Here is a 17973-nt window from a genome sequence, read left to right as displayed (position 1 = left end):
TTCGGGGTGCTCCCAGGTCGGTCCGCGGCGATGCGGATGGTTCCGGCCCGGAACAGTTGGCGGATGCTACGCCTCCGCCCCCCCCGGACTCAACCGCCCTGCCGGGGCCGGACTCGCGGCCATGGTGCGGTCCATCGCCGCAAGTCCGGTGTCGGTGGACAGCCTGACCCAGCAGCCGTTGTGTTTCTCCCAGCAGGTGACCAGGCCCGGCATGAAGCGGGCGCCCTCCCAGCTGCGCAGTCGCAAGGTCAACCGCGGCGGGGCGATCTCGATGAGGTTGTAGGCGTTGGGTTCGTTGCGCAGCCGCGTCGAGGTGGCGGTGGAGGCCTGGGCGACGAGGATCGAGCGCGCCGCCTTGGCATGATGGGTCATGATGTCGCCGGCATAGGCCCGGTGCAGATGGCCGGCCAGCAGCAGGTCCACGCCGGCCGTCTCCAGATGCCGCAGGGTATGCGCCGCTCGCCCCACCAGCCGTTCGCCCGGTCGGTCCGGCGGTGGCAGGAACGGGTGGTGGGTGAAGACGACGCGGAAGACCGTGGGCTCCAGCCCGGCGAAAACCTGATCGATGCGGGCCATCTGGCGCCGGTTGATGCGGCCTTCGGAGAAATCGTCGATCAGCGATCGCGTCGTGTTCAATCCCAGCACCGCGACATCCCCGACCTGCCGGAACGGGTCGAGATCCCGCGCGATATAATGGCGGTAGCGGCGCAGCGGATCGGTGAAACGGGCCAGCAGGTTGTAGACCGGCAGATCATGGTTGCCCGGGACCACCATGTAGGGCACGGGCAGGGCGTCCAGGAACCGGCGGGCATCCCGGAACTGGCCATGGCGTGCCCGCTGGGTCAGGTCGCCGCTGACCACCACCAGATCCGGGGCCGCGGCCGCGATATCCGCCAGCAGGGCAGCGACAACAGCCGGATCGGTGCGGCCGAAATGCAGATCGGAGATATGGGCCAGCCGTGTCACGGCGCCGCTCCTCAGGCCGATGTCCGCAGCAGCAGCGGTTCTCCCGCCGCATCGCGGCGCGGACGCAGCACGCGCAGGCCGTCGGGAATAATGCGGTAGTGCAGCGGCATCCGGGTCCAGTGAACCTCGCCGTCATTGGCGACGCGCAGCATGCGCCGGCGCGCATGGACGGTCACCTCCTTCACCAGATGCACCTCCAGATCGGGATCATCGATCCAGGCGCCGGTCACGAACCGGCCGAACAGGCGCAGGAAATGCAGCCTGCTGCGGTGACGGCCGATATAGACGGCCAGGATGCCGGCGCTGAGGTTGGACCGGGTGGGAACAGGGCCGAGACCACGGTCATAGGCATTGTTGGCAACGGCCAGGATTGGTGTCAGCACCCGCCGCCGTCCACCGTCCAGATCGAGTTCCACCTCCAGGCGGGGATAGTCGATCAGCGTCTTCAGAAAGGCCAGGCCCATGGCCGGCCATTTGCTGATGTTGCGGATGCCGCGCTGGTGCTCCCGCTCCTGCACCATGCGGGCATAGAGGCCGATAACGGAATTGTTGAGGACGGGACGGCCATTGACCTCCGCCATGTCGATGGCGGCAATCTCCCCGTCGGCCAGCACGGCGATGGCCGCGGGCAGGTCCAGCGGCAGCCCCAGGTCCCGGGCTAGCAGGTTCATTGTGCCGAGGGGCAGCACGCCCAGGGCCTTGCCGGTGCCGGTCAGGATCTGGGCCGCGGTGGCGATGGTTCCGTCGCCGCCGCCGACCATGACCACATCCGCGTCGCCGGCGGCGGCCGTGCGGATCTTCGTCTCCAGCGCCTCACCGGACACGGCGGCGCAGACGATCTGGTGTCCGGCGGCCTGGAATGCGGTTTCAATTGCGGCCACGACGTCTTCGGCAGGACGCCCGAGCAGCGATCCGGCCATGCGGTTCAGCACGACACTGATCTTCATGGCCCCACCCTTTCGTCATCCGCGTCTGGAGTGCGACAAGGCAACGGTGCGGCAGTGGAGTGAGTTCCCGCTCCCGCCGGACCCGCATCGGCGGCGACCACGGGCCGGGGGCGGCAATCCGGCACTGTCTGCGGCCATCAATTGACAGCGGCGTGTCTGTTCATGATCGTGGGGCGGGCGGTCATCGGCATCAGGATGACCGCAACCCGCAGGCCGTGCCCGGCTGTTAACAGGCCCAGATCGTCCATCGGCTGACGGTCTGATGGGACCAGCAAAGAGAAGGGAAGGATTCGTGACCGAGGATGTCCTCTGTGCCGTGCATGGGCCGATCGGCCTGATCACGCTCAACCGGCCGAAGGCCCTGAATGCCCTTACCCTGGACATGATCCGGGTGATTGATCCGGCCCTGCGGGCCTGGGCCGGTGATCCCGGTATCCGGGCCGTCGTCATACGCGGTGCCGGGGACCGCGCCTTCTGCGCCGGTGGCGACGTGCGTGCCGTCTGGGACGCCGGTAAGGCCCGGCAGGCGGGGCAGGGCGATGGCCGGCTGACTGCTGACTTCTTCCGCGAGGAATACCGGCTGAACCGCCGCATCAAGACCTTCCCCAAGCCCTACATCGCCCTGCTGGACGGGATCACCATGGGGGGGGGCGTCGGCCTGTCCGTGCATGGCAGCCACCGTGTCACCACCGAAAAGACCCTGCTGGCCATGCCGGAAACGGGGATCGGCCTGTTCCCCGACGTGGGCGGCACCTATTTCCTGCCGCGCCTGCCGGGCTATTGCGGCACATACCTGGCCCTGACCGGTGCGCGGCTGCAGGCGGCCGACCTGCACTATCTCGGCATCGGGACCGGCCATGTCCCCAGTGCCGAAATCGACGCCCTGGTCCAGGATTTCACCCGGGCCGATTGGGACGCGGCCCCGGACCCGTACAAGTTCGCGGACGACATCACCGCCCGCTATGAAGTCGGGGCCGGCGAACCGGTGCTTCCCGCCTGGCGGGAAACCATCGACCGCTGCTTTGCCGCGGACAGCATCGAGGCGATCCTGGCCGCCCTGGTGCGTGAAGGGAGCGAATGGGCCGATCAGGCGGCCAAGACCATCCTGTCCATGTCGCCGACCAGTCTCAAGGTGACGTTGGCGCAGATGCGGCGTGGGGTGGAACTGACCTTCGATGATGCCATGCGGCTGGAATTCCGCATGACCCAGGCCGTCATGGCCGGTCATGATTTCTATGAGGGCATCCGGGCTGTTCTGGTCGACAAGGACCGCTCCCCCCGCTGGAACCCGGCCGGCCTGGACGCCGTAGACGATGGTATGATTGGCCGCCATTTCGCCCTACCGGACGAGGGCGACTTGACGTTCGGCGCGTGATTTCTGCGGAAACGGTGGCCGGCGGCGGTCAGAGTCGCCACCGGCCAACCGACGCCGGTTCTGACTTCTGCGCGTTCCGGCTGTCATCCGCGCCCGGGGCATCAGCCGAAGGTTGCTCTTGCGCCCGGTGTGATGAATGGGTTTATGGCGGATGATGGCGATGACGCGATTAATCCGGGCAATGGACCGACCGTGACGGCGCAAATAAGCGCTTTATGTTGCGTTTTCCGCGGTACATAGTCAAACACGGCCATCGACATAGGCAAGACGCCTCACGGTTAGGGACTAAGGGAGACGGCTTTGCGGCAACCCTACTACGATAGCATCCTGCTGATTGAACGGCTCCACCGCCATTTTCTAGAGGTTCTAAAGGTGGAACTGGATCGGCTTGGGGTTCAGGATATCAACAATGTGCAGAGCTTGATCCTCTATAACATTGGCGACGATGATTTGACGGTGGGGGAATTGACGGCCCGCGGTTATTATCTCGGGTCGAACGTTTCCTATAATGTCAAGAAAATGCACGAGAACGGCTATCTTGCCCAGGAGCGGTCGGCTCATGACCGTCGCTCGGTGCGGGTTCGACTGTCGGACAAGGGATTGGCGCTGCGCGACCGCATCAGTGCGCTGTTCGAGCGGCAGGTGGACATGCTGGACCGGATCGGTCTGACGCCGGATGAATTGGCCAAGGCCAATGACACCATGCGCAAGCTGGAGCGGTTCTGGTCTTCGTCGCTGGATTACGGTGCCTTCCCCGCGGTGACATCGGCTGCGTGAGACGGTCATGGCCGGCACCGTTCCCGGAGGTCGCCCGCTCGGCGAACAGGATGTCCTGCTGGAATTCCAGCAGATCGGTGCCGCGGTCCGTGTCGCCGCCATCGATCCACGGACCGGGACGGAAGTGGTGATCTCCGGCCCTTCCCGGGCCGGGCGCGCGGCCCTGGTCCAGACGGCGCTGCGCAAACTCAACTATATGCTGTCGAAGGCGGGTCCTTAGGACCCGTTCAACCTTAAAGCCGAAAGGCCGCCCCGATGGGCGGCCTTTTGCGCTGGTGCCGACGGATGGGCGGGTCAGCCGCGGCGTCGGGGGGTCCTGGCCGCGCCGCGCCCCAGGCCGATCTTCTTGGCGAATTCCGACCGTTGGGCGGCATAGTTCGGCGCCACCATCGGGTAATCGGCGGGCAGGGCCCACTTGGCCCGGTATTCATCCGGGGTCATGTTGTAGGTCGAGCGCAGATGCCGCTTCAGCATCTTCAGCTTTTTCCCGTCCTCAAGGCAGACGATGTATTCCGGTGTGACGGACTTCTTGATGGGAACGGCGGGGCGGGGTGGCTCGGTCTGTGGTTCGCGGGGGGCTCCCTGCAAGCCCGTCAGCGAACTGTAGACGGTATTGATGACCTCCGGAATCTGCTGAGTCGGCAGCGAGTTCTTCCCCACATAGGCGGAAACAATCTCCGCCGTCATGCGAAGAAACTCTGCGACTTGGAGGTCGTTTCCCGGTTGATCGGTCATTGCGGCAACCCTGGTGTTCGTGAATCGGGTGCTCTTGGCTTCGCAGATGGCTTCTGAGCTGTCAATGAAAAAGTCAGATCATAATACGTCGATTTACTTTGATGGCATTGCTGGTTGAAGTCCATGAGCGAGAATACGCATAGATTGGCGCCGGACAATGTGTATCAATCCAGGGATATCGGCCAACTGTAGTAGAACTTTTGGGGGTGATATGTGGGCATGTGGCGGGGATGAATCCGTCATGGTGCCATTGCCTATCGTTTTGCCATGCGATTTCTTTTGGTGACCCTGCCGATTCGTCTTCGGTTTACGGATGGCCGCTGACCGGCACATCGGCCATGCACAGGGATGCCCCGCAATGTCGCCGCAGGGTCGCCGCAGGCGCGCGCGACCGGCAGGGCCGCTCTGCGAAGCTGCGCGGCGGCTCGTCTGGTGTCGTTTGGCATCATCTGATAGGGTCCCGCGCATCATGAACCCCCAATGTCTGGATCAACCGGGCCAGGGACGGGGTTCGCGGGGCCGGGATCATGAGCAGCACCGACAGCATCACCATCGCCATAGCCTCCGATCACGCGGGCGTTGAAATGAAGGCGGCCCTGCGCGCCCTGCTGGAAGGGCAGGGGCGGACGGTTCTCGACCTTGGGACGGATGGCGCGGCCTCCGTCGATTATCCGGATTTCGCCGATGCCGTGGCCGCGGCCTTGGCGGATGGCCGCGCCACGCTGGGCGTGCTGATCTGCGGCACCGGGATCGGCATCAGCATCGCCGCCAACCGGCATCGCCATGTGCGGGCGGCCCTGTGCCACAGCAGCACCGATGCCCGTCTCAGCCGTCAGCACAACAACGCCAATGTGCTGGTCCTCGGCGCCAGGACCACGGGGATTGAGGTGGCCAAGGACTGTGTGGCGGCCTTTTTCGCCACGGATTTCGAAGGCGGCCGCCATGCCGCCCGTGTCGCCAAGTTCAGTTGAGCGACCTCCGGACTGAGAGGACCAGAAAGATGGACATGCACCAGGGCTCCCGCTTTTTCACCGCCGGTCTGGCCGAGGCCGATCCGGAGTTGCATCAGGCCATCCGGGCCGAACTGAAGCGCCAGCAGGATCAGATCGAACTGATCGCGTCGGAGAACATCGTCTCCGCCGCTGTGCTGGAGGCGCAGGGCTCCGTGTTGACCAACAAATATGCCGAAGGCTATCCGGGCAAGCGCTACTATGGCGGCTGCGAGTGCGTGGACATCGCCGAGAGCCTGGCCATTGAACGGGCCAAGACCCTGTTCGGTTGCGCCTACGCCAATGTGCAGCCCCATTCCGGCGCGCAGGCCAATCAGGCCGTGTTCATGGCCCTGCTGCAGCCCGGCGACACCTTCATGGGCATGGATCTGTCCGCCGGTGGCCATCTGACCCACGGCGCGCCGGCCAACCAGTCGGGCAAATGGTTCAAGCCGGTCAGCTATGGTGTCCGCCCGGACACCCACCTCATCGACTATGAGGATGTCGAGGCCAAGGCCCGGGCGCACAAGCCCAAGCTGATCATCGCCGGCGGCTCGGCCTATCCCCGCACCATCGACTTCGCCCGCTTCCGTCGCATTGCCGACGAGGTCGGGGCCTATTTCATGGTCGACATGGCCCATTTTGCCGGTCTGGTCGCGGCCGGTGTCTATCCCAGCCCGACCCCCCATGCGCATGTGGTCACCACCACCACGCACAAGACCCTGCGCGGCCCGCGCGGCGGCATGATCCTGTCCAACGACCTGGACCTGGGCAAGAAGATCAACTCGGCTGTCTTCCCCGGCCTGCAGGGCGGTCCGCTGATGCATGTCATCGCCGCCAAGGCTGTCGCCTTCGGCGAGGCTTTGACTCCGGCGTTCAAGACCTATGCCCAGGCCGTGGTCGACAATGCCCGGGTGCTGGCCGAGCGGCTGGTGGCCGGCGGGCTGGACATCGTCTCCGGCGGCACCGACAGCCATGTGGTCCTGGTGGATCTGCGCCCGAAGAAGCTGACCGGCAAGGCGGCGGAGAAGGCGCTGGAGCATGCCGGCATGACCTGCAACAAGAACGGCGTTCCCTTCGATCCGGAAAAGCCGATGGTGACCTCCGGCGTGCGGCTGGGCACCCCCGCGGCGACGACCCGCGGCTTCGGCACGGCCGAGTTTGCGCAGGTCGGTGACATGATTGTCGAGGTGCTGGATGGTCTCGCCGCCAATGGTGAGAACAACGGCGCGGTCGAGGCGGCGGTGCGCGAGCGGGTGCAGCAGCTCTGCGCCCGCTTCCCGATCTACGCCGGCCGCTGATCTCGATCCGGAGGCGGGCGCCGGCCCGCCTCCGGCTTAGTCCGGTGCCGGCCTTGTCCATGTCGGTGCAGGCGTGTTGAAGGGGAGGGGGGACTATGCGCTGCCCGTTCTGCGGCAACGATGATACCCAGGTGAAGGACTCGCGTCCCACCGAAGACAATTCGGCCATCCGCCGCCGCCGCTTCTGTCCGGCCTGCGGGGCGCGGTTCACCACCTTCGAACGGGTGCAACTGCGTGAACTGACCGTGGTGAAAAGCGGGGGGCAGCGCGAACCCTTCGACCGGGAAAAGCTGCTGCGCTCCATGCGGATCGCGCTGCGCAAGCGGCCCGTGGACGCCGACCGCATCGACCGTCTGGTCAACAGCATCGTGCGCCAACTGGAATCGTCGGGCGAGACGGAGATTCCGTCGAGCCAGATCGGCGAGATGGTGATGAACAGCCTCGCCACCTTGGACAAGGTCGCCTACATCCGCTACGCCTCGGTTTATAAGGATTTCCGTGAGGTGGCGGACTTCAACCAGTTCGTCGAGACCCTGCGCGCCGACGTGCTCGACGCCGACTGAGTGAGGCTGGCCTGTCCATGGCCCCCCCTGTTGTTGTTGCTCCGCCTGTCTTCTCCGACGCCGACCGTGCGCATATGGCCGCGGCCCTGGCTCTGGCCGAGCGGGGCCTCGGCCGTGTCTGGCCCAACCCTTCGGTCGGCTGTGTGCTGGTCAAGGACGGGTACGTCCTCAGCCGCGGCGCCACCGGTCCTGGTGGCCGCCCCCATGGAGAAGCCGAGGCGTTGCGCCTGGCCGGTGCGGCCGCCCGCGGCGCCACGGCCTATGTCAGCCTGGAACCCTGCAACCACCATGGCAAGACGCCGCCCTGCAGCGAGGCGCTGATCGCGGCCGGGGTCGCGCGTGTCGTCGTGGCCTGTGTCGATCCCGACCCGCGCGTGTCCGGTGGCGGGATCGCCCGCCTGCGGTCCGCCGGCATCCAGGTCGATGTGGGATTGCTGCAGGCCGAGGCGGTGGCGCTTAATGAGGGATTCTTCCGTCGTATCCAGGAGAGCCGGCCTCTGGTCAGCCTGAAGCTGGCCACCAGCCTGGATGGGCGCATTGCCACCCATACCGGCCAGAGCCGCTGGATCACAGGGGATGTCGCCCGTGCCTGGGGGCACGCCCTGCGGGCCCGGCATGATGCCATCATGGTCGGGATCGGCACCGCCCTGGCCGACGACCCGGACCTGACCTGCCGTCTGCCGGGGCTGGACGGGCGTTCGCCGGTCCGGGTTGTGGTGGACAGCCGGCTGCGGCTGCCCCTGACCAGCCGGCTGGTGCGCGGCGCCACACAGACGCCGACCTGGATCGTGACGCTGGAGGATGGCTGCGAGGCCGTGCGCGCCCGTGCCTTCCGCGACTGCGGCGTGCAATTGCTGACCGTGCCCGCCGACGGTGTCGGGCAGTTGCCGGCCCGGGCCGCCCTTGCGTCCTTGGCGGCCCAGGGGATCACGCGGGTATTGGCCGAGGGGGGGGCACGGCTCGCTGCCTCGCTGTTGCAGGACGACTGCGTCGACCGGGTGGAGTGGTTCCGGGCGCCGCTGGTGATCGGCGGCGACGGGCTGGGTGGCGTGGCCGCGTTCGGCATCGACCAACTGGCCGATGCCCGCCGTTTCCAGCGGGTCGAGGTGCGGATGGCGGGTGTGGACGTGCTGGAACGCTACCGGCGGAGCCCGGTCCGGGGTCTCTGATCCCGGTGGCGTGCGGTTCTGCCGCATGCCGCAGTCCCACGGCGAGCGGGCATGCGCCGGGCGCAACGGATTAGGCCTCGCACAATCGGGGCGGCGGTTCTACTTTACGCGCCATGTTTACGGGCATCATCACCGACATCGGCCGCGTCGCCGCCATCGAGCGCCGCGGCGATCTCCGCCTCACCATCGAGACCGGCTTCGACCTGGAGCAGGTGCCGCTGGGAGCGTCCATTGCGTCCAACGGCGTCTGCCTCACCGTGGTGGAGAAGCTGTCCGGCGCTTATCGCGTCGACGTTTCGGCCGAGACGGTGGCCAAGACCACGGCCGGTGACTGGGCCGTGGGCACGCCGCTGAACCTGGAGCGGTCGCTGAAGCTGGGCGACGAGCTGGGCGGCCATCTGGTCTATGGCCATGTGGACGGGGTGGCGGAGGTTTTGTCGATGACGCCCGAAGGCGACAGCCACCGCTGGCGCTTCCGTGCGCCCGACAGTCTGGCCCGCTTCATCGCGCCCAAGGGGTCGGTGGCGCTGAACGGCGTGTCGCTGACCGTCAACGAGGTCGACGGCGCCGTGTTCGGCATCAACATCATCCCGCACACGGCGGAGAAGACCACTTTCGGCCGGCTAGGGCCGGGAGCTCGGGTCAATCTCGAAGTGGACATGCTGGCCCGCTATGTCGCCCGCCTGACGGGAAAGGATCTGTGACCATGGCCGCCGCCGATGCCCGCCTGCCGGTCGATGACCGTCCCGCCCTCAGCAGTACCGAGGAGCTGATCGAGGAGGCCCGTCAGGGCCGCATGTTCATCCTGGTCGATGATGAGGACCGGGAGAATGAGGGCGATCTGGTGATCCCGGCCCCGATGGCCACGCCCGAGGCCGTCAATTTCATGGCCAAATTCGGCCGCGGCCTGATCTGCCTCGCCATGGACAGCCGCCAGATCGAGCGGTTGCGCCTGCCGCTGATGGCGCAGCAGAACGGTACCCGCCACCAGACCGCCTTCACCGTGTCGATTGAGGCGCGCACCGGTGTGACCACCGGCATCAGCGCCGCCGACCGCGCCCGCACCATCCAGGTCGCCACCGATCCCGCGGCAGAGCCGGCCGATATCGTCAGCCCCGGCCATGTCTTTCCGCTGCTGGCCCGTGACGGCGGCGTGCTGGTGCGTGCCGGCCATACCGAGGCCTCGGTGGATATCGCCCGTCTGGCCGGGCTGACGCCTGCCGGCGTCATCTGCGAGATCATGAACGACGACGGCACCATGGCCCGGCTGCCGGATCTGGTGACCTTCGCCCAGCTGCACGGGCTGAAGATCGGCACCATCGCCGATCTCATCGCCTATCGCCGCCGCACCGAGACGCTGGTGGAGCGCAGCTACCGCACGGTGCTGGACAGCCATTGCGGTGGCCGGTTCGAGATGATCGTCTACCGCAACCGTATCAGCGGCGCCGAGCATGTGGCCCTGGTCAAGGGCGATGTCGCCACCGGCGGACCGGTACCGGTGCGCATGCATGCGCTGGATATCGTCAAGGACCTGCTGGGCGACAGCCGGCACGGGCCGGGCGGCGAGCTTCAGGCCGCCATGCGCATGATCGAGGGGGAGGGGCGCGGCGTGGTCGTGCTGCTGCGTGACGCCCAGCCCTTCTCGCTGGCCGACCGGCTGCGCGCCATGGATGGCGGTGACCATCCGGCCGGCGAATTGCGGGATTACGGCGTGGGTGCCCAGATCCTCAACGATCTCGGCGTGCGCGAGATGGTGTTGTTGAGCAACTCGCGCAAGACCGTCGTCGGGCTTGAGGGTTACGGCTTGACCATCGTCGGCCACACGTCCATACCCACCGCCTTGTCCAGCCCGGCCCAGCGTTGAGGCGGGAGGATATTCAAGGAATGACTGCCATGGCCGCTCACATCCTGATCGTCGAAGCCCGCTTCTACGAGGATATCGCCGACGCCCAGCTGGAAGGGGCGGTGGCCGCCATCGAGGCTGCGGGCGCCAGCTATGAGCGCATCAGCGTTCCCGGCGCCCTGGAGATCCCGGCTGCCATCCGCTTCGCGGTGGAGGCCATGGAGACCCAGTCCGGCCGCCGCCGTTATGACGGCTTCGTCGCTCTGGGCTGCGTCATCCGTGGCGAGACCACCCATTACGACACCGTCGCCAATGAAAGCGCCCGGGCGCTGCAGGATCTGGCCCTGCGCCACTGCCTTGCCATCGGCAACGGCATCCTGACCGTCGAGAATGACGAGCAGGCCTGGGTCCGGGCCAGGATCACCGACAAGGACAAGGGCGGGGGTGCGGCGCGCGCCTGCCTTGACATGATCCAGCTGAAGCGCCAGTTCCGCCTCTGATTTCCGTCGCGTTCCAAGGTTTGCCGCCCATGCCGCCCCGCAAGAAGATCGAAGCTCCCAAGGTCGAGCCCCCGCCGCAGAAGATCAAGCCGACCGGCTCCGCCAAGGCCCGGCGCAGCGCGGCCCGCCTGACGGCAGTGCAGGCACTCTACCAGATCGATCTGGCCGGCACCTCCAGCGAGACGGTGATCGGTGAGTTCGTCCGCCACCGCATCGGTCATGAGCAGGATGGCGAGGTGTTCGTCACCGCCGAGCCGCAACTGTTCGCCGATATCGTGCGCGGTGTGCAGGGCCGGGTGGCCGAGGTCGACCAGATGCTGTCCGGCGTGCTGTCGGGCCAATGGTCCCTGGACCGCATGGAACTGCTGCTGCGGGCCATCCTGCGGGCCGGCACCTGGGAATTGCTGGGCAATACCGCCGTGGCACCGTCGATCATCGTCAATGACTATATCGACGTGACCCATGCCTTCTTCGCCGGCAAGGAGCCGGGCATGGTCAATGGCGTGCTCGACCGTCTGGCCCGGACCCTGCGTCCGGCCGAGATGGCACCCAGGCAGTGACGGCGGCCACGCCGTCCCCCGGATCCTCCGCCGTCCAGGCGGCGCTGGGCGAATTCGGCCGCATCGAACGCTATCTGCGTCCGCTGGCGGCCGACTTTCCAGGCGCGTTCGATCTCACCGACGATGCCGCCCTGGTCGATGTCCCGGCCGGACAGCAGCTGGTTGTGACCACCGACGCCATGGTGGCCGGGGTGCATTTCCTCGCCTCCGATCCACCGGAACACATCGCCCTCAAGCTGCTGGCGGTCAACCTGTCGGATCTGGCTGCCAAGGGGGCGTCCCCGCTGGGGTACAGCCTGGTCACGGCCCTGCCCAAGGGCACGGGGGAGGACTGGCTGGCCCGGTTCGCCGCCGGACTGGCGGACGGGCAGCGCCGCTGGGGCATCCATCTGCTGGGTGGCGACTCGGTGTCCACCCAGGGGCCGGTGGCGTTGACGCTCAGTGCGCTCGGACTGGTCCCCCAGGGGAGCATGGTCCGGCGGGCCGGTGCCCGGCCGGGGGATCGTGTCGTCGTCAGCGGCAGCATCGGCGATGCCGCCCTGGGTCTGCGGCTGGTGCTGGGCCAGCTGGATGCGCCGCATGAACGCTCTGTTTACGAGATGCTGGTAGACCGGTTGCGCCGGCCGGAGCCGCGGCTGGCCCTGGCTCCGGCGCTGCGGATGTCGGCATCGGCGGCTGTGGACGTTTCCGATGGTCTGGTGGCCGATCTCGCTCATCTTGCCCGTGCCAGCGGGGTGCGGGTGATTATCGAGGCCGCCCGGGTGCCGGTGTCCGATGCCGCGGCGACGCTGCTGGCACAGGTGCCGGATCTGATGGCGACGATGCTGACCGGTGGTGACGATTATGAGCTGGCCTTCACCGTGGCACCCGCCCGGATGGAGGCGCTGCGCCAGGCCGCCGCCGCGGCCGGCGTGGAGGTGACCGAGGTGGGGCGGGTCGAGGCCGGCAGCGGCGTACAGGTGCAGGACCGCGACGGAACGGTCCTGGATCTGGCAGCCGGTGGCTGGCAGCACTTCTGACTCCGGCGACCCGGGCGGCGATTCGGGGCTACGCCGGACGGCGCTTTCGCCTATACTCCGCCCCCTGACCGTGGAAGATCCCGGAGCCATGAAGAAGATCATCCTGCTCGTTGTCGCGCTCCTGGTGCTGATCGGTGCCGCCGTCGGCGGCTTCCTTCTGTTCGGGCCGAAGCATGGGGATGAACAGGCCGAGGCGGAGAAGAAGCCGCCCGAGCCCAGCGGGCCGCCCGTCTATGTCAATGTCGGCCCGATGATGATCCCGGTCATCAACGCCAAGCGGATCGAGCAGAACATCGTGCTGACCGTCTCCTTGCAGGTGGCCAGCGAAAGCGTGCGGGACGAGGTCGCCGATCAGCGCCCGCGTCTCATCGACGCCTATGTGGCCGCCCTCTATGGCAGCGTCGAGCAGGGGCATGTGGTCGACGGCCAGATCCTCAACATCCCCGAGGTCAAGCAGAAGCTGGTGGAAGCCACCGGCAAGGTGTTGAAGCCCGGTCTGGTCCAGGATGTACTGATCCAGTCGGTCAGCCAGCGCCCTGCATTCTGACCCGCATCCCGGGATTCTCCCCGGCGACCGCCCCAGATCCCCCGATCGACTGCGTCGGCAGGTCGACAGCGCCAGCCCATGGCTGCGCGCCGGTCATGCGCGTCCGCCCTGTTCTGGGTTGTATGGTCGCCCATGTCGCATCCCTGCGCGATTGCCACACATTGTCAGCCGTGTCAGTCTCCCCAGACAATCAGAGTGCCGGCCAGACACCGTCTGGACAAACCAATCTTCGGTACCGCAAACAGGGTAAGGATACGTCATGACCACAGGAGTGCTGTACTTCGTGTTGGCGTGCGGTCTGCTCGCCATCATCTACGGGGCGATAACGGCACGATCCGTGCTTGCCGCCAGTCCCGGCAATCCCCGCATGCAGGAAATCGCGCACGCCATCCAGATCGGGGCGGGCGCCTATCTCAATCGCCAATACACCACCATTGCCATCGTCGGCGTCGTCATCGCCATTCTGGTCGGCTGGCTGTTGGGCGGGCTGGTCGCCCTGGGATTCGTCATCGGTGCGGCGCTGTCCGCGGCGGCGGGCTATATCGGCATGAACGTGTCCGTGCGGGCCAATGTCCGCACGGCGGAGGCGTCCCGCCAGGGGCTGACGCAGGGTCTGTCCATCGCCTTCCGGGCCGGGGCCGTGACCGGCATGCTGGTGGCCGGTCTGGCCCTGCTCGGCGTGGCCGGCTACTACACTGTCCTGCGCGGCATGGGCGTGGAGGGCCGCAGCCTGATCGATGCGCTGGTGGCGCTCGGCTTCGGCGCCTCGCTGATCTCCATCTTCGCCCGTCTGGGTGGCGGCATCTTCACCAAGGGCGCCGATGTGGGCGCCGATCTGGTGGGCAAGGTCGAAGCCGGCATCCCCGAGGATGATCCGCGCAATCCGGCGGTCATCGCCGACAATGTGGGCGACAATGTCGGCGACTGCGCCGGCATGGCCGCCGACCTGTTTGAAACCTATGCCGTCACCGTGGTCGCCACCATGGTGCTGGCCAGCATCTTCTTCGTGGGGCAGGACCTGCTGCAATCGGCACTGGTCTATCCGCTGGCCATCGGCGGCGTCTGCATCATCACCTCGATCATCGGCACCTATTTCGTGAAACTGGGTGCCAGCGGCAACATCATGGGCGCCCTGTACAAGGGCTTCATCGCCTGTGGCGTGCTGTCCCTGGCGGCCATCGCCGCCGTCACCGCCTATGTCCTGCCCGACGGTTTCGCCACGGCCTTCACCGTGGGGACAAAGAGCTTCACCGGCCTCAGCCTCTATCTCTGCGGCGTGGTCGGTCTGGCCGTTACCGGCCTCATCGTCTGGATCACCGAATATTACACAGGCACCAACTACCGCCCGGTGAAGTCGGTGGCCCAGGCTAGCACCACGGGGCACGGCACCAACGTCATCCAGGGGCTGGCCGTGTCGATGGAGTCGACGGCGCTGCCGGCCATCGTCATCTGCGTCGCCATCATCGTCTGCTATCTGCTGGCCGGCCTGTTCGGCATCGCCATTGCCGTGACCAGCATGCTGGCCCTGGCCGGCATGGTGGTGGCGCTCGACGCCTATGGCCCCGTGACCGACAATGGCGGCGGCATCGCCGAGATGGCCGATCTGCCTAAGGAGGTGCGTGTCACCACCGATGCGCTGGATGCCGTGGGCAACACGACAAAGGCCGTGACCAAGGGCTATGCCATCGGCTCTGCCGGTTTGGGGGCGCTGGTGCTGTTCGCTGCCTATAATGAGGATCTGCGTTTCTTCATGGCCGATCCGTCGCGCTATCCCTATTTCCAGGGCGTGACGGTCGATTTCTCGCTGGCAAACCCCTATGTCGTCGTCGGCCTGATCCTGGGCGGCCTGCTGCCCTATCTGTTCGGCGCCATGGGCATGACCGCGGTGGGGCGGGCCGCCGGCAGCGTGGTCGAGGAGGTTCGCCGCCAGTTCCGCGAGAATCCCGGCATCATGGCCGGCACCAGCAAGCCCGATTACGGCCGTGCCGTGGACATGCTGACGCGCTCCGCGATCAAGGAGATGATCGTGCCCTCGCTGCTGCCGGTGCTGGCGCCGGTGGTGCTGTATTTCCTGATCTATGCCGTGTCGGGGCAGAAGGGCGCCGCCTTTTCCGCCGTCGGCGCCATGCTGCTGGGCGTCATCGTCACCGGTCTGTTCGTCGCCATCTCCATGACCTCCGGCGGCGGTGCCTGGGACAATGCCAAGAAGTTCATCGAGGAAGGTCACCATGGCGGCAAGGGGTCCGACGCCCACAAGGCGGCCGTGACCGGTGACACCGTCGGCGATCCCTACAAGGATACGGCCGGCCCGGCCGTCAATCCGATGATCAAGATCACCAACATCGTCGCCCTGCTGCTGCTGGCCATTCTGGCCCACAGCTGAGGTGCGGTAACGAAAAAGCCCCGGAAGGCGTGCCTTCCGGGGCTTTTTCATGCTTTGCAGAGGGGGAGGCTTCAGGCCGGCCGGTACCGGTCAGCCGCCCTTTTTCTTCTTCTTGTCGTCCTTCTTCTTCGGCGTCTGGCCCAGATTGCCCAGCAGCTGCTCGAAGAAGCCCAGATTGTGGCCGACCGTGGGGGTGACCCGCTCGACCGGGTCGATGAACTCGGCCTGGCTGCCGTCGATACGATCCAGCGCCGACACCAGCCCCTGATCGTCGAAGCGGACGCGGACGATCTTCTGATCCGTCACCTCGGGATCGAAGAAGGCCGTCTGCGCCGTCACGCGGCCGATATAGTACCAGGTGTTCGGGTCCAGCGTGCCGGTGGAGGTCGGAGAACCCAGCACATACTGGACCTGTTCGCGCGAACTCTGGCCCGGCTGGATCTGGGCCAGCCGGTTCTCATCGGGCATGTTGCCCCGCGTCGCCACGATCGGGGTGCAGCCGGCAAGCGCCAGGCCGAGAAGGCCGGCGGTCAGCAGGAAGGTGGCTTGGGTCTTGCGCATGGGCAGGGCTGGCATCGCTTGTTGAATGGTCTGGCCGGTCCGCGGCGGAGCGGGCAGGGACCCCAGCACAGCCGTCATGCTTGACGGGCGCGGCTTCGGCCCCTATCTGGCCGGTGACATTGGCACCGGCTTCGGCGCAATGTCAACGACAGCCCCATGTCTGTCCCCAGCTTTGCCCCTTCCGGCCATCCGGATGGTGCGTATCCGAGAAGACCGACGCCCGTGATCACCAGCCTGTTCCGCCAGTCCCGCCAGCAACGCATCGTCGCCGAGCTCTATGGCCGGATCGTGACGCAATCCCGCGACCCCGGATTCTATCTCCAGGGAGCGCAGCAGGGGGGGGTGCCCGATACGGTGGAGGGACGGTTCGAACTGATCGCCCTGCATGGCTGGATGGTCATGCGCCGCCTGCGCGATGGCGGGGCCGCCCTGGCGGATTTCAATCAGGCCCTGTTCGACTTCCTGTTCGCCGATATGGACCGCAATCTGCGCGAACTGGGGGTCAGCGACATGAAGATCGGCGCCAAGGTCAAGGACCTGGCCACCCATTTCTATGGCCGTGTCGCCGCTTACGAGGCCGGTGTGGCCCCTTCGGCCGAGCCGGGCGCTCTGGAGGCGGCGCTCGACCGTAACCTGTTTGGTTCCACGCTGCCCGAGCCGCAGCATGTGGCGGTCATGGCCGCCTATGTCCGCAGCTGTCTGGCGCATCTGCAGGCGCAGCCGCTGGAGCGGCTGCAGGCGGGAGAGGCCTTCTTCCCCGCGCTGCCTGCCGTGCCTGTTCAAGGAGTCTGATGATGAACGCCCCCGCCCCATCCCTGCCGGTGCCGGAATTCTCCCGCACGGTCATCGCCGAAACTGTCACCACCAAGGGGCAGACGCTCACCATCACGCCGACACCGGAGGAGCGGGCAGCGCTGGCGACCCGGCTCGGGCTGGTGGCGCTGGACAGCCTGTCGGCCACCGTGCGTCTGCGTCGCTTCCGCGGGGAGCTGATCCGCGTCACCGGGGAACTGGCGGCCCAGGTGGTGCAGAGCTGTGTCATCACGCTCGACCCGTTCCCGACGCAGGTCAGCGATGAATTCAGCGCCGTCTATGCTCCGGATCATCTGCTGCCGAAGGAAGAGGACGAGGAGATCGGCCTCGTCGAGGACGCCGAGGACGACGTGCCGGAGGCCATGCCCAACGGGCGCATCGATATCGGCGAGCTTGTCGCCCAGCATCTCTCACTGGCGCTGGACCCTTACCCGCGCAAGCCCGGCGTGACCTTCGAGCCGGTCATCGAGTTCGAGGAGGGGGCGCCCGAGACGGCAGCCGGACCGGGGTCCGAGCCCGAGGCGGAACGTGAGAATCCGTTCGCCGCCCTTGCACGATTCAAGAGACCGTCATAAATACGGGTTTCGCGCTTGCCCCGCTGGGCGCTTTCCAGTATTCAAGCGCTCCTGCAAAGGCGGCCCCCTCCTGGCCGCCTCAACCGTTGCAAGCCCGGGCGGCCCTCAAAGGCCGCCTGAAAACATTGCGAGTGTACGATCATGGCTGTTCCTAAGAAGAAGACCTCCAAGTCGCGGCGTAACATGCGCCGGTCGCACCACGCCCTGAAGGCCTCGGCCTACAACGAGTGCACCAACTGCGGCGAGCTGAAGCGCCCGCACCATGTCTGCGGTTCCTGCGGCCACTATGACGGCCGTGAGGTGACCCAGGCTGCTGCCGCCACCGCGGCCGCCTGACCAGATCGATCGAG

Annotated in this window: 21 protein-coding genes; 17 read left to right on the top strand and 4 right to left on the bottom strand. The window is 66.6% G+C overall.

Features of this window, described 5'->3' with window-relative positions; translation table 11 throughout:
• Window positions 1–66: 66 nt before the first annotated feature.
• A complete protein-coding gene (locus tag DK368_RS09675) occupies window positions 67–966 on the bottom strand; it encodes a metallophosphoesterase family protein (RefSeq protein WP_114393726.1) in 900 nt (299 codons plus the stop codon).
• Between the two features lie 11 nt (window positions 967–977).
• Window positions 978–1913, bottom strand: coding sequence for a diacylglycerol/lipid kinase family protein (locus tag DK368_RS09670; protein WP_114393725.1), 936 nt, complete (start codon window positions 1911–1913; stop codon window positions 978–980).
• Between the two features lie 292 nt (window positions 1914–2205).
• Between DK368_RS09670 and DK368_RS09665 the strand changes: the two genes are divergently transcribed.
• From DK368_RS09665 to DK368_RS09655, 3 genes are all read left to right on the top strand, one after another.
• Window positions 2206–3288, top strand: coding sequence for an enoyl-CoA hydratase/isomerase family protein (locus tag DK368_RS09665; RefSeq protein WP_240002421.1), 1083 nt, complete (start codon window positions 2206–2208; stop codon window positions 3286–3288).
• Between the two features lie 300 nt (window positions 3289–3588).
• Window positions 3589–4065, top strand: coding sequence for a MarR family winged helix-turn-helix transcriptional regulator (locus DK368_RS09660; RefSeq protein WP_114393723.1), 477 nt, complete (start codon window positions 3589–3591; stop codon window positions 4063–4065).
• A gap of 7 nt (window positions 4066–4072) precedes the next feature.
• Window positions 4073–4285: a DUF6898 family protein gene (locus DK368_RS09655; protein WP_114393722.1), complete on the top strand. Its 213-nt coding sequence runs from the start codon at window positions 4073–4075 to the stop codon at window positions 4283–4285.
• A gap of 74 nt (window positions 4286–4359) precedes the next feature.
• Here DK368_RS09655 and DK368_RS09650 read toward each other — a convergent pair whose 3' ends face one another.
• Window positions 4360–4800, bottom strand: a complete 441-nt coding sequence (locus tag DK368_RS09650; protein ID WP_114393721.1) for a Ros/MucR family transcriptional regulator — start codon at window positions 4798–4800, stop codon at window positions 4360–4362.
• Between the two features lie 527 nt (window positions 4801–5327).
• Between DK368_RS09650 and rpiB the strand changes: the two genes are divergently transcribed.
• The 11 genes from rpiB (at window position 5328) to DK368_RS09595 (ending at window position 15674) form a co-directional block, all read left to right on the top strand.
• Complete coding sequence (gene rpiB / locus DK368_RS09645) at window positions 5328–5771, top strand: ribose 5-phosphate isomerase B (protein ID WP_114393720.1); 444 nt, start codon at window positions 5328–5330, stop codon at window positions 5769–5771.
• Between the two features lie 29 nt (window positions 5772–5800).
• Window positions 5801–7090, top strand: a complete 1290-nt coding sequence (glyA, locus tag DK368_RS09640; protein WP_114393719.1) for a serine hydroxymethyltransferase — start codon at window positions 5801–5803, stop codon at window positions 7088–7090.
• A 95-nt stretch (window positions 7091–7185) separates the two neighbouring features.
• The gene (gene nrdR / locus DK368_RS09635; protein WP_114393718.1) at window positions 7186–7653 is read left to right on the top strand and encodes a transcriptional regulator NrdR; all 468 of its coding nucleotides are present in this window, start codon (window positions 7186–7188) and stop codon (window positions 7651–7653) included.
• A 17-nt stretch (window positions 7654–7670) separates the two neighbouring features.
• Complete coding sequence (gene ribD / locus DK368_RS09630) at window positions 7671–8822, top strand: bifunctional diaminohydroxyphosphoribosylaminopyrimidine deaminase/5-amino-6-(5-phosphoribosylamino)uracil reductase RibD (protein WP_240002420.1); 1152 nt, start codon at window positions 7671–7673, stop codon at window positions 8820–8822.
• 113 nt (window positions 8823–8935) lie between these two features.
• Window positions 8936–9526, top strand: coding sequence for a riboflavin synthase (locus DK368_RS09625; RefSeq protein ID WP_114393716.1), 591 nt, complete (start codon window positions 8936–8938; stop codon window positions 9524–9526).
• Between the two features lie 2 nt (window positions 9527–9528).
• The gene (gene ribB, locus DK368_RS09620; protein WP_114393715.1) at window positions 9529–10686 is read left to right on the top strand and encodes a 3,4-dihydroxy-2-butanone-4-phosphate synthase; all 1158 of its coding nucleotides are present in this window, start codon (window positions 9529–9531) and stop codon (window positions 10684–10686) included.
• A gap of 29 nt (window positions 10687–10715) precedes the next feature.
• Window positions 10716–11165, top strand: a complete 450-nt coding sequence (locus DK368_RS09615; RefSeq protein ID WP_114393714.1) for a 6,7-dimethyl-8-ribityllumazine synthase — start codon at window positions 10716–10718, stop codon at window positions 11163–11165.
• Between the two features lie 29 nt (window positions 11166–11194).
• Window positions 11195–11725, top strand: coding sequence for a transcription antitermination factor NusB (gene nusB, locus DK368_RS09610; protein WP_114393713.1), 531 nt, complete (start codon window positions 11195–11197; stop codon window positions 11723–11725).
• Window positions 11722–12744, top strand: coding sequence for a thiamine-phosphate kinase (gene thiL, locus DK368_RS09605; protein WP_114393712.1), 1023 nt, complete (start codon window positions 11722–11724; stop codon window positions 12742–12744). Before nusB ends, thiL begins: the two co-directional genes overlap by 4 nt.
• Before the next feature lie 88 nt (window positions 12745–12832).
• Window positions 12833–13291: a flagellar basal body-associated FliL family protein gene (locus tag DK368_RS09600; RefSeq protein ID WP_114393711.1), complete on the top strand. Its 459-nt coding sequence runs from the start codon at window positions 12833–12835 to the stop codon at window positions 13289–13291.
• A gap of 259 nt (window positions 13292–13550) precedes the next feature.
• Window positions 13551–15674 (top strand): sodium-translocating pyrophosphatase, encoded by a 2124-nt coding sequence (locus DK368_RS09595; protein WP_114393710.1) that lies wholly within the window; start codon window positions 13551–13553, stop codon window positions 15672–15674.
• 90 nt (window positions 15675–15764) lie between these two features.
• On the opposite strand, the gene DK368_RS09590 is transcribed toward DK368_RS09595, so the two are convergent.
• The gene (locus tag DK368_RS09590) at window positions 15765–16235 is read right to left on the bottom strand and encodes an outer membrane protein assembly factor BamE (protein WP_114393762.1); all 471 of its coding nucleotides are present in this window, start codon (window positions 16233–16235) and stop codon (window positions 15765–15767) included.
• A 222-nt stretch (window positions 16236–16457) separates the two neighbouring features.
• Between DK368_RS09590 and DK368_RS09585 the strand changes: the two genes are divergently transcribed.
• The 3 genes from DK368_RS09585 to rpmF all read left to right on the top strand — a co-directional run bounded on the left by DK368_RS09585 (window position 16458) and on the right by rpmF (window position 17959).
• Window positions 16458–17027 carry a ubiquinol-cytochrome C chaperone family protein gene (locus tag DK368_RS09585; RefSeq protein WP_162305951.1) on the top strand — a complete coding sequence of 190 codons (570 nt, stop codon included), beginning with the start codon at window positions 16458–16460 and terminating at the stop codon, window positions 17025–17027.
• Entirely contained in the window at window positions 17027–17623 is a 597-nt protein-coding gene (locus DK368_RS09580) for a YceD family protein (protein WP_114393708.1), read from the top strand. The genes DK368_RS09585 and DK368_RS09580 overlap by 1 nt, the downstream gene beginning before the upstream one ends.
• 141 nt (window positions 17624–17764) lie before the next feature.
• The gene (rpmF, locus tag DK368_RS09575; protein ID WP_114393707.1) at window positions 17765–17959 is read left to right on the top strand and encodes a 50S ribosomal protein L32; all 195 of its coding nucleotides are present in this window, start codon (window positions 17765–17767) and stop codon (window positions 17957–17959) included.
• Window positions 17960–17973 lie beyond the last annotated feature (14 nt).

The organism is Oleisolibacter albus, from assembly GCF_003336875.1.
In the GTDB taxonomy this organism is placed as follows: Bacteria; Pseudomonadota; Alphaproteobacteria; order Azospirillales; family Azospirillaceae; genus Niveispirillum; species Niveispirillum album.
This window is presented reverse-complemented; position numbering and strand designations above follow the sequence as displayed.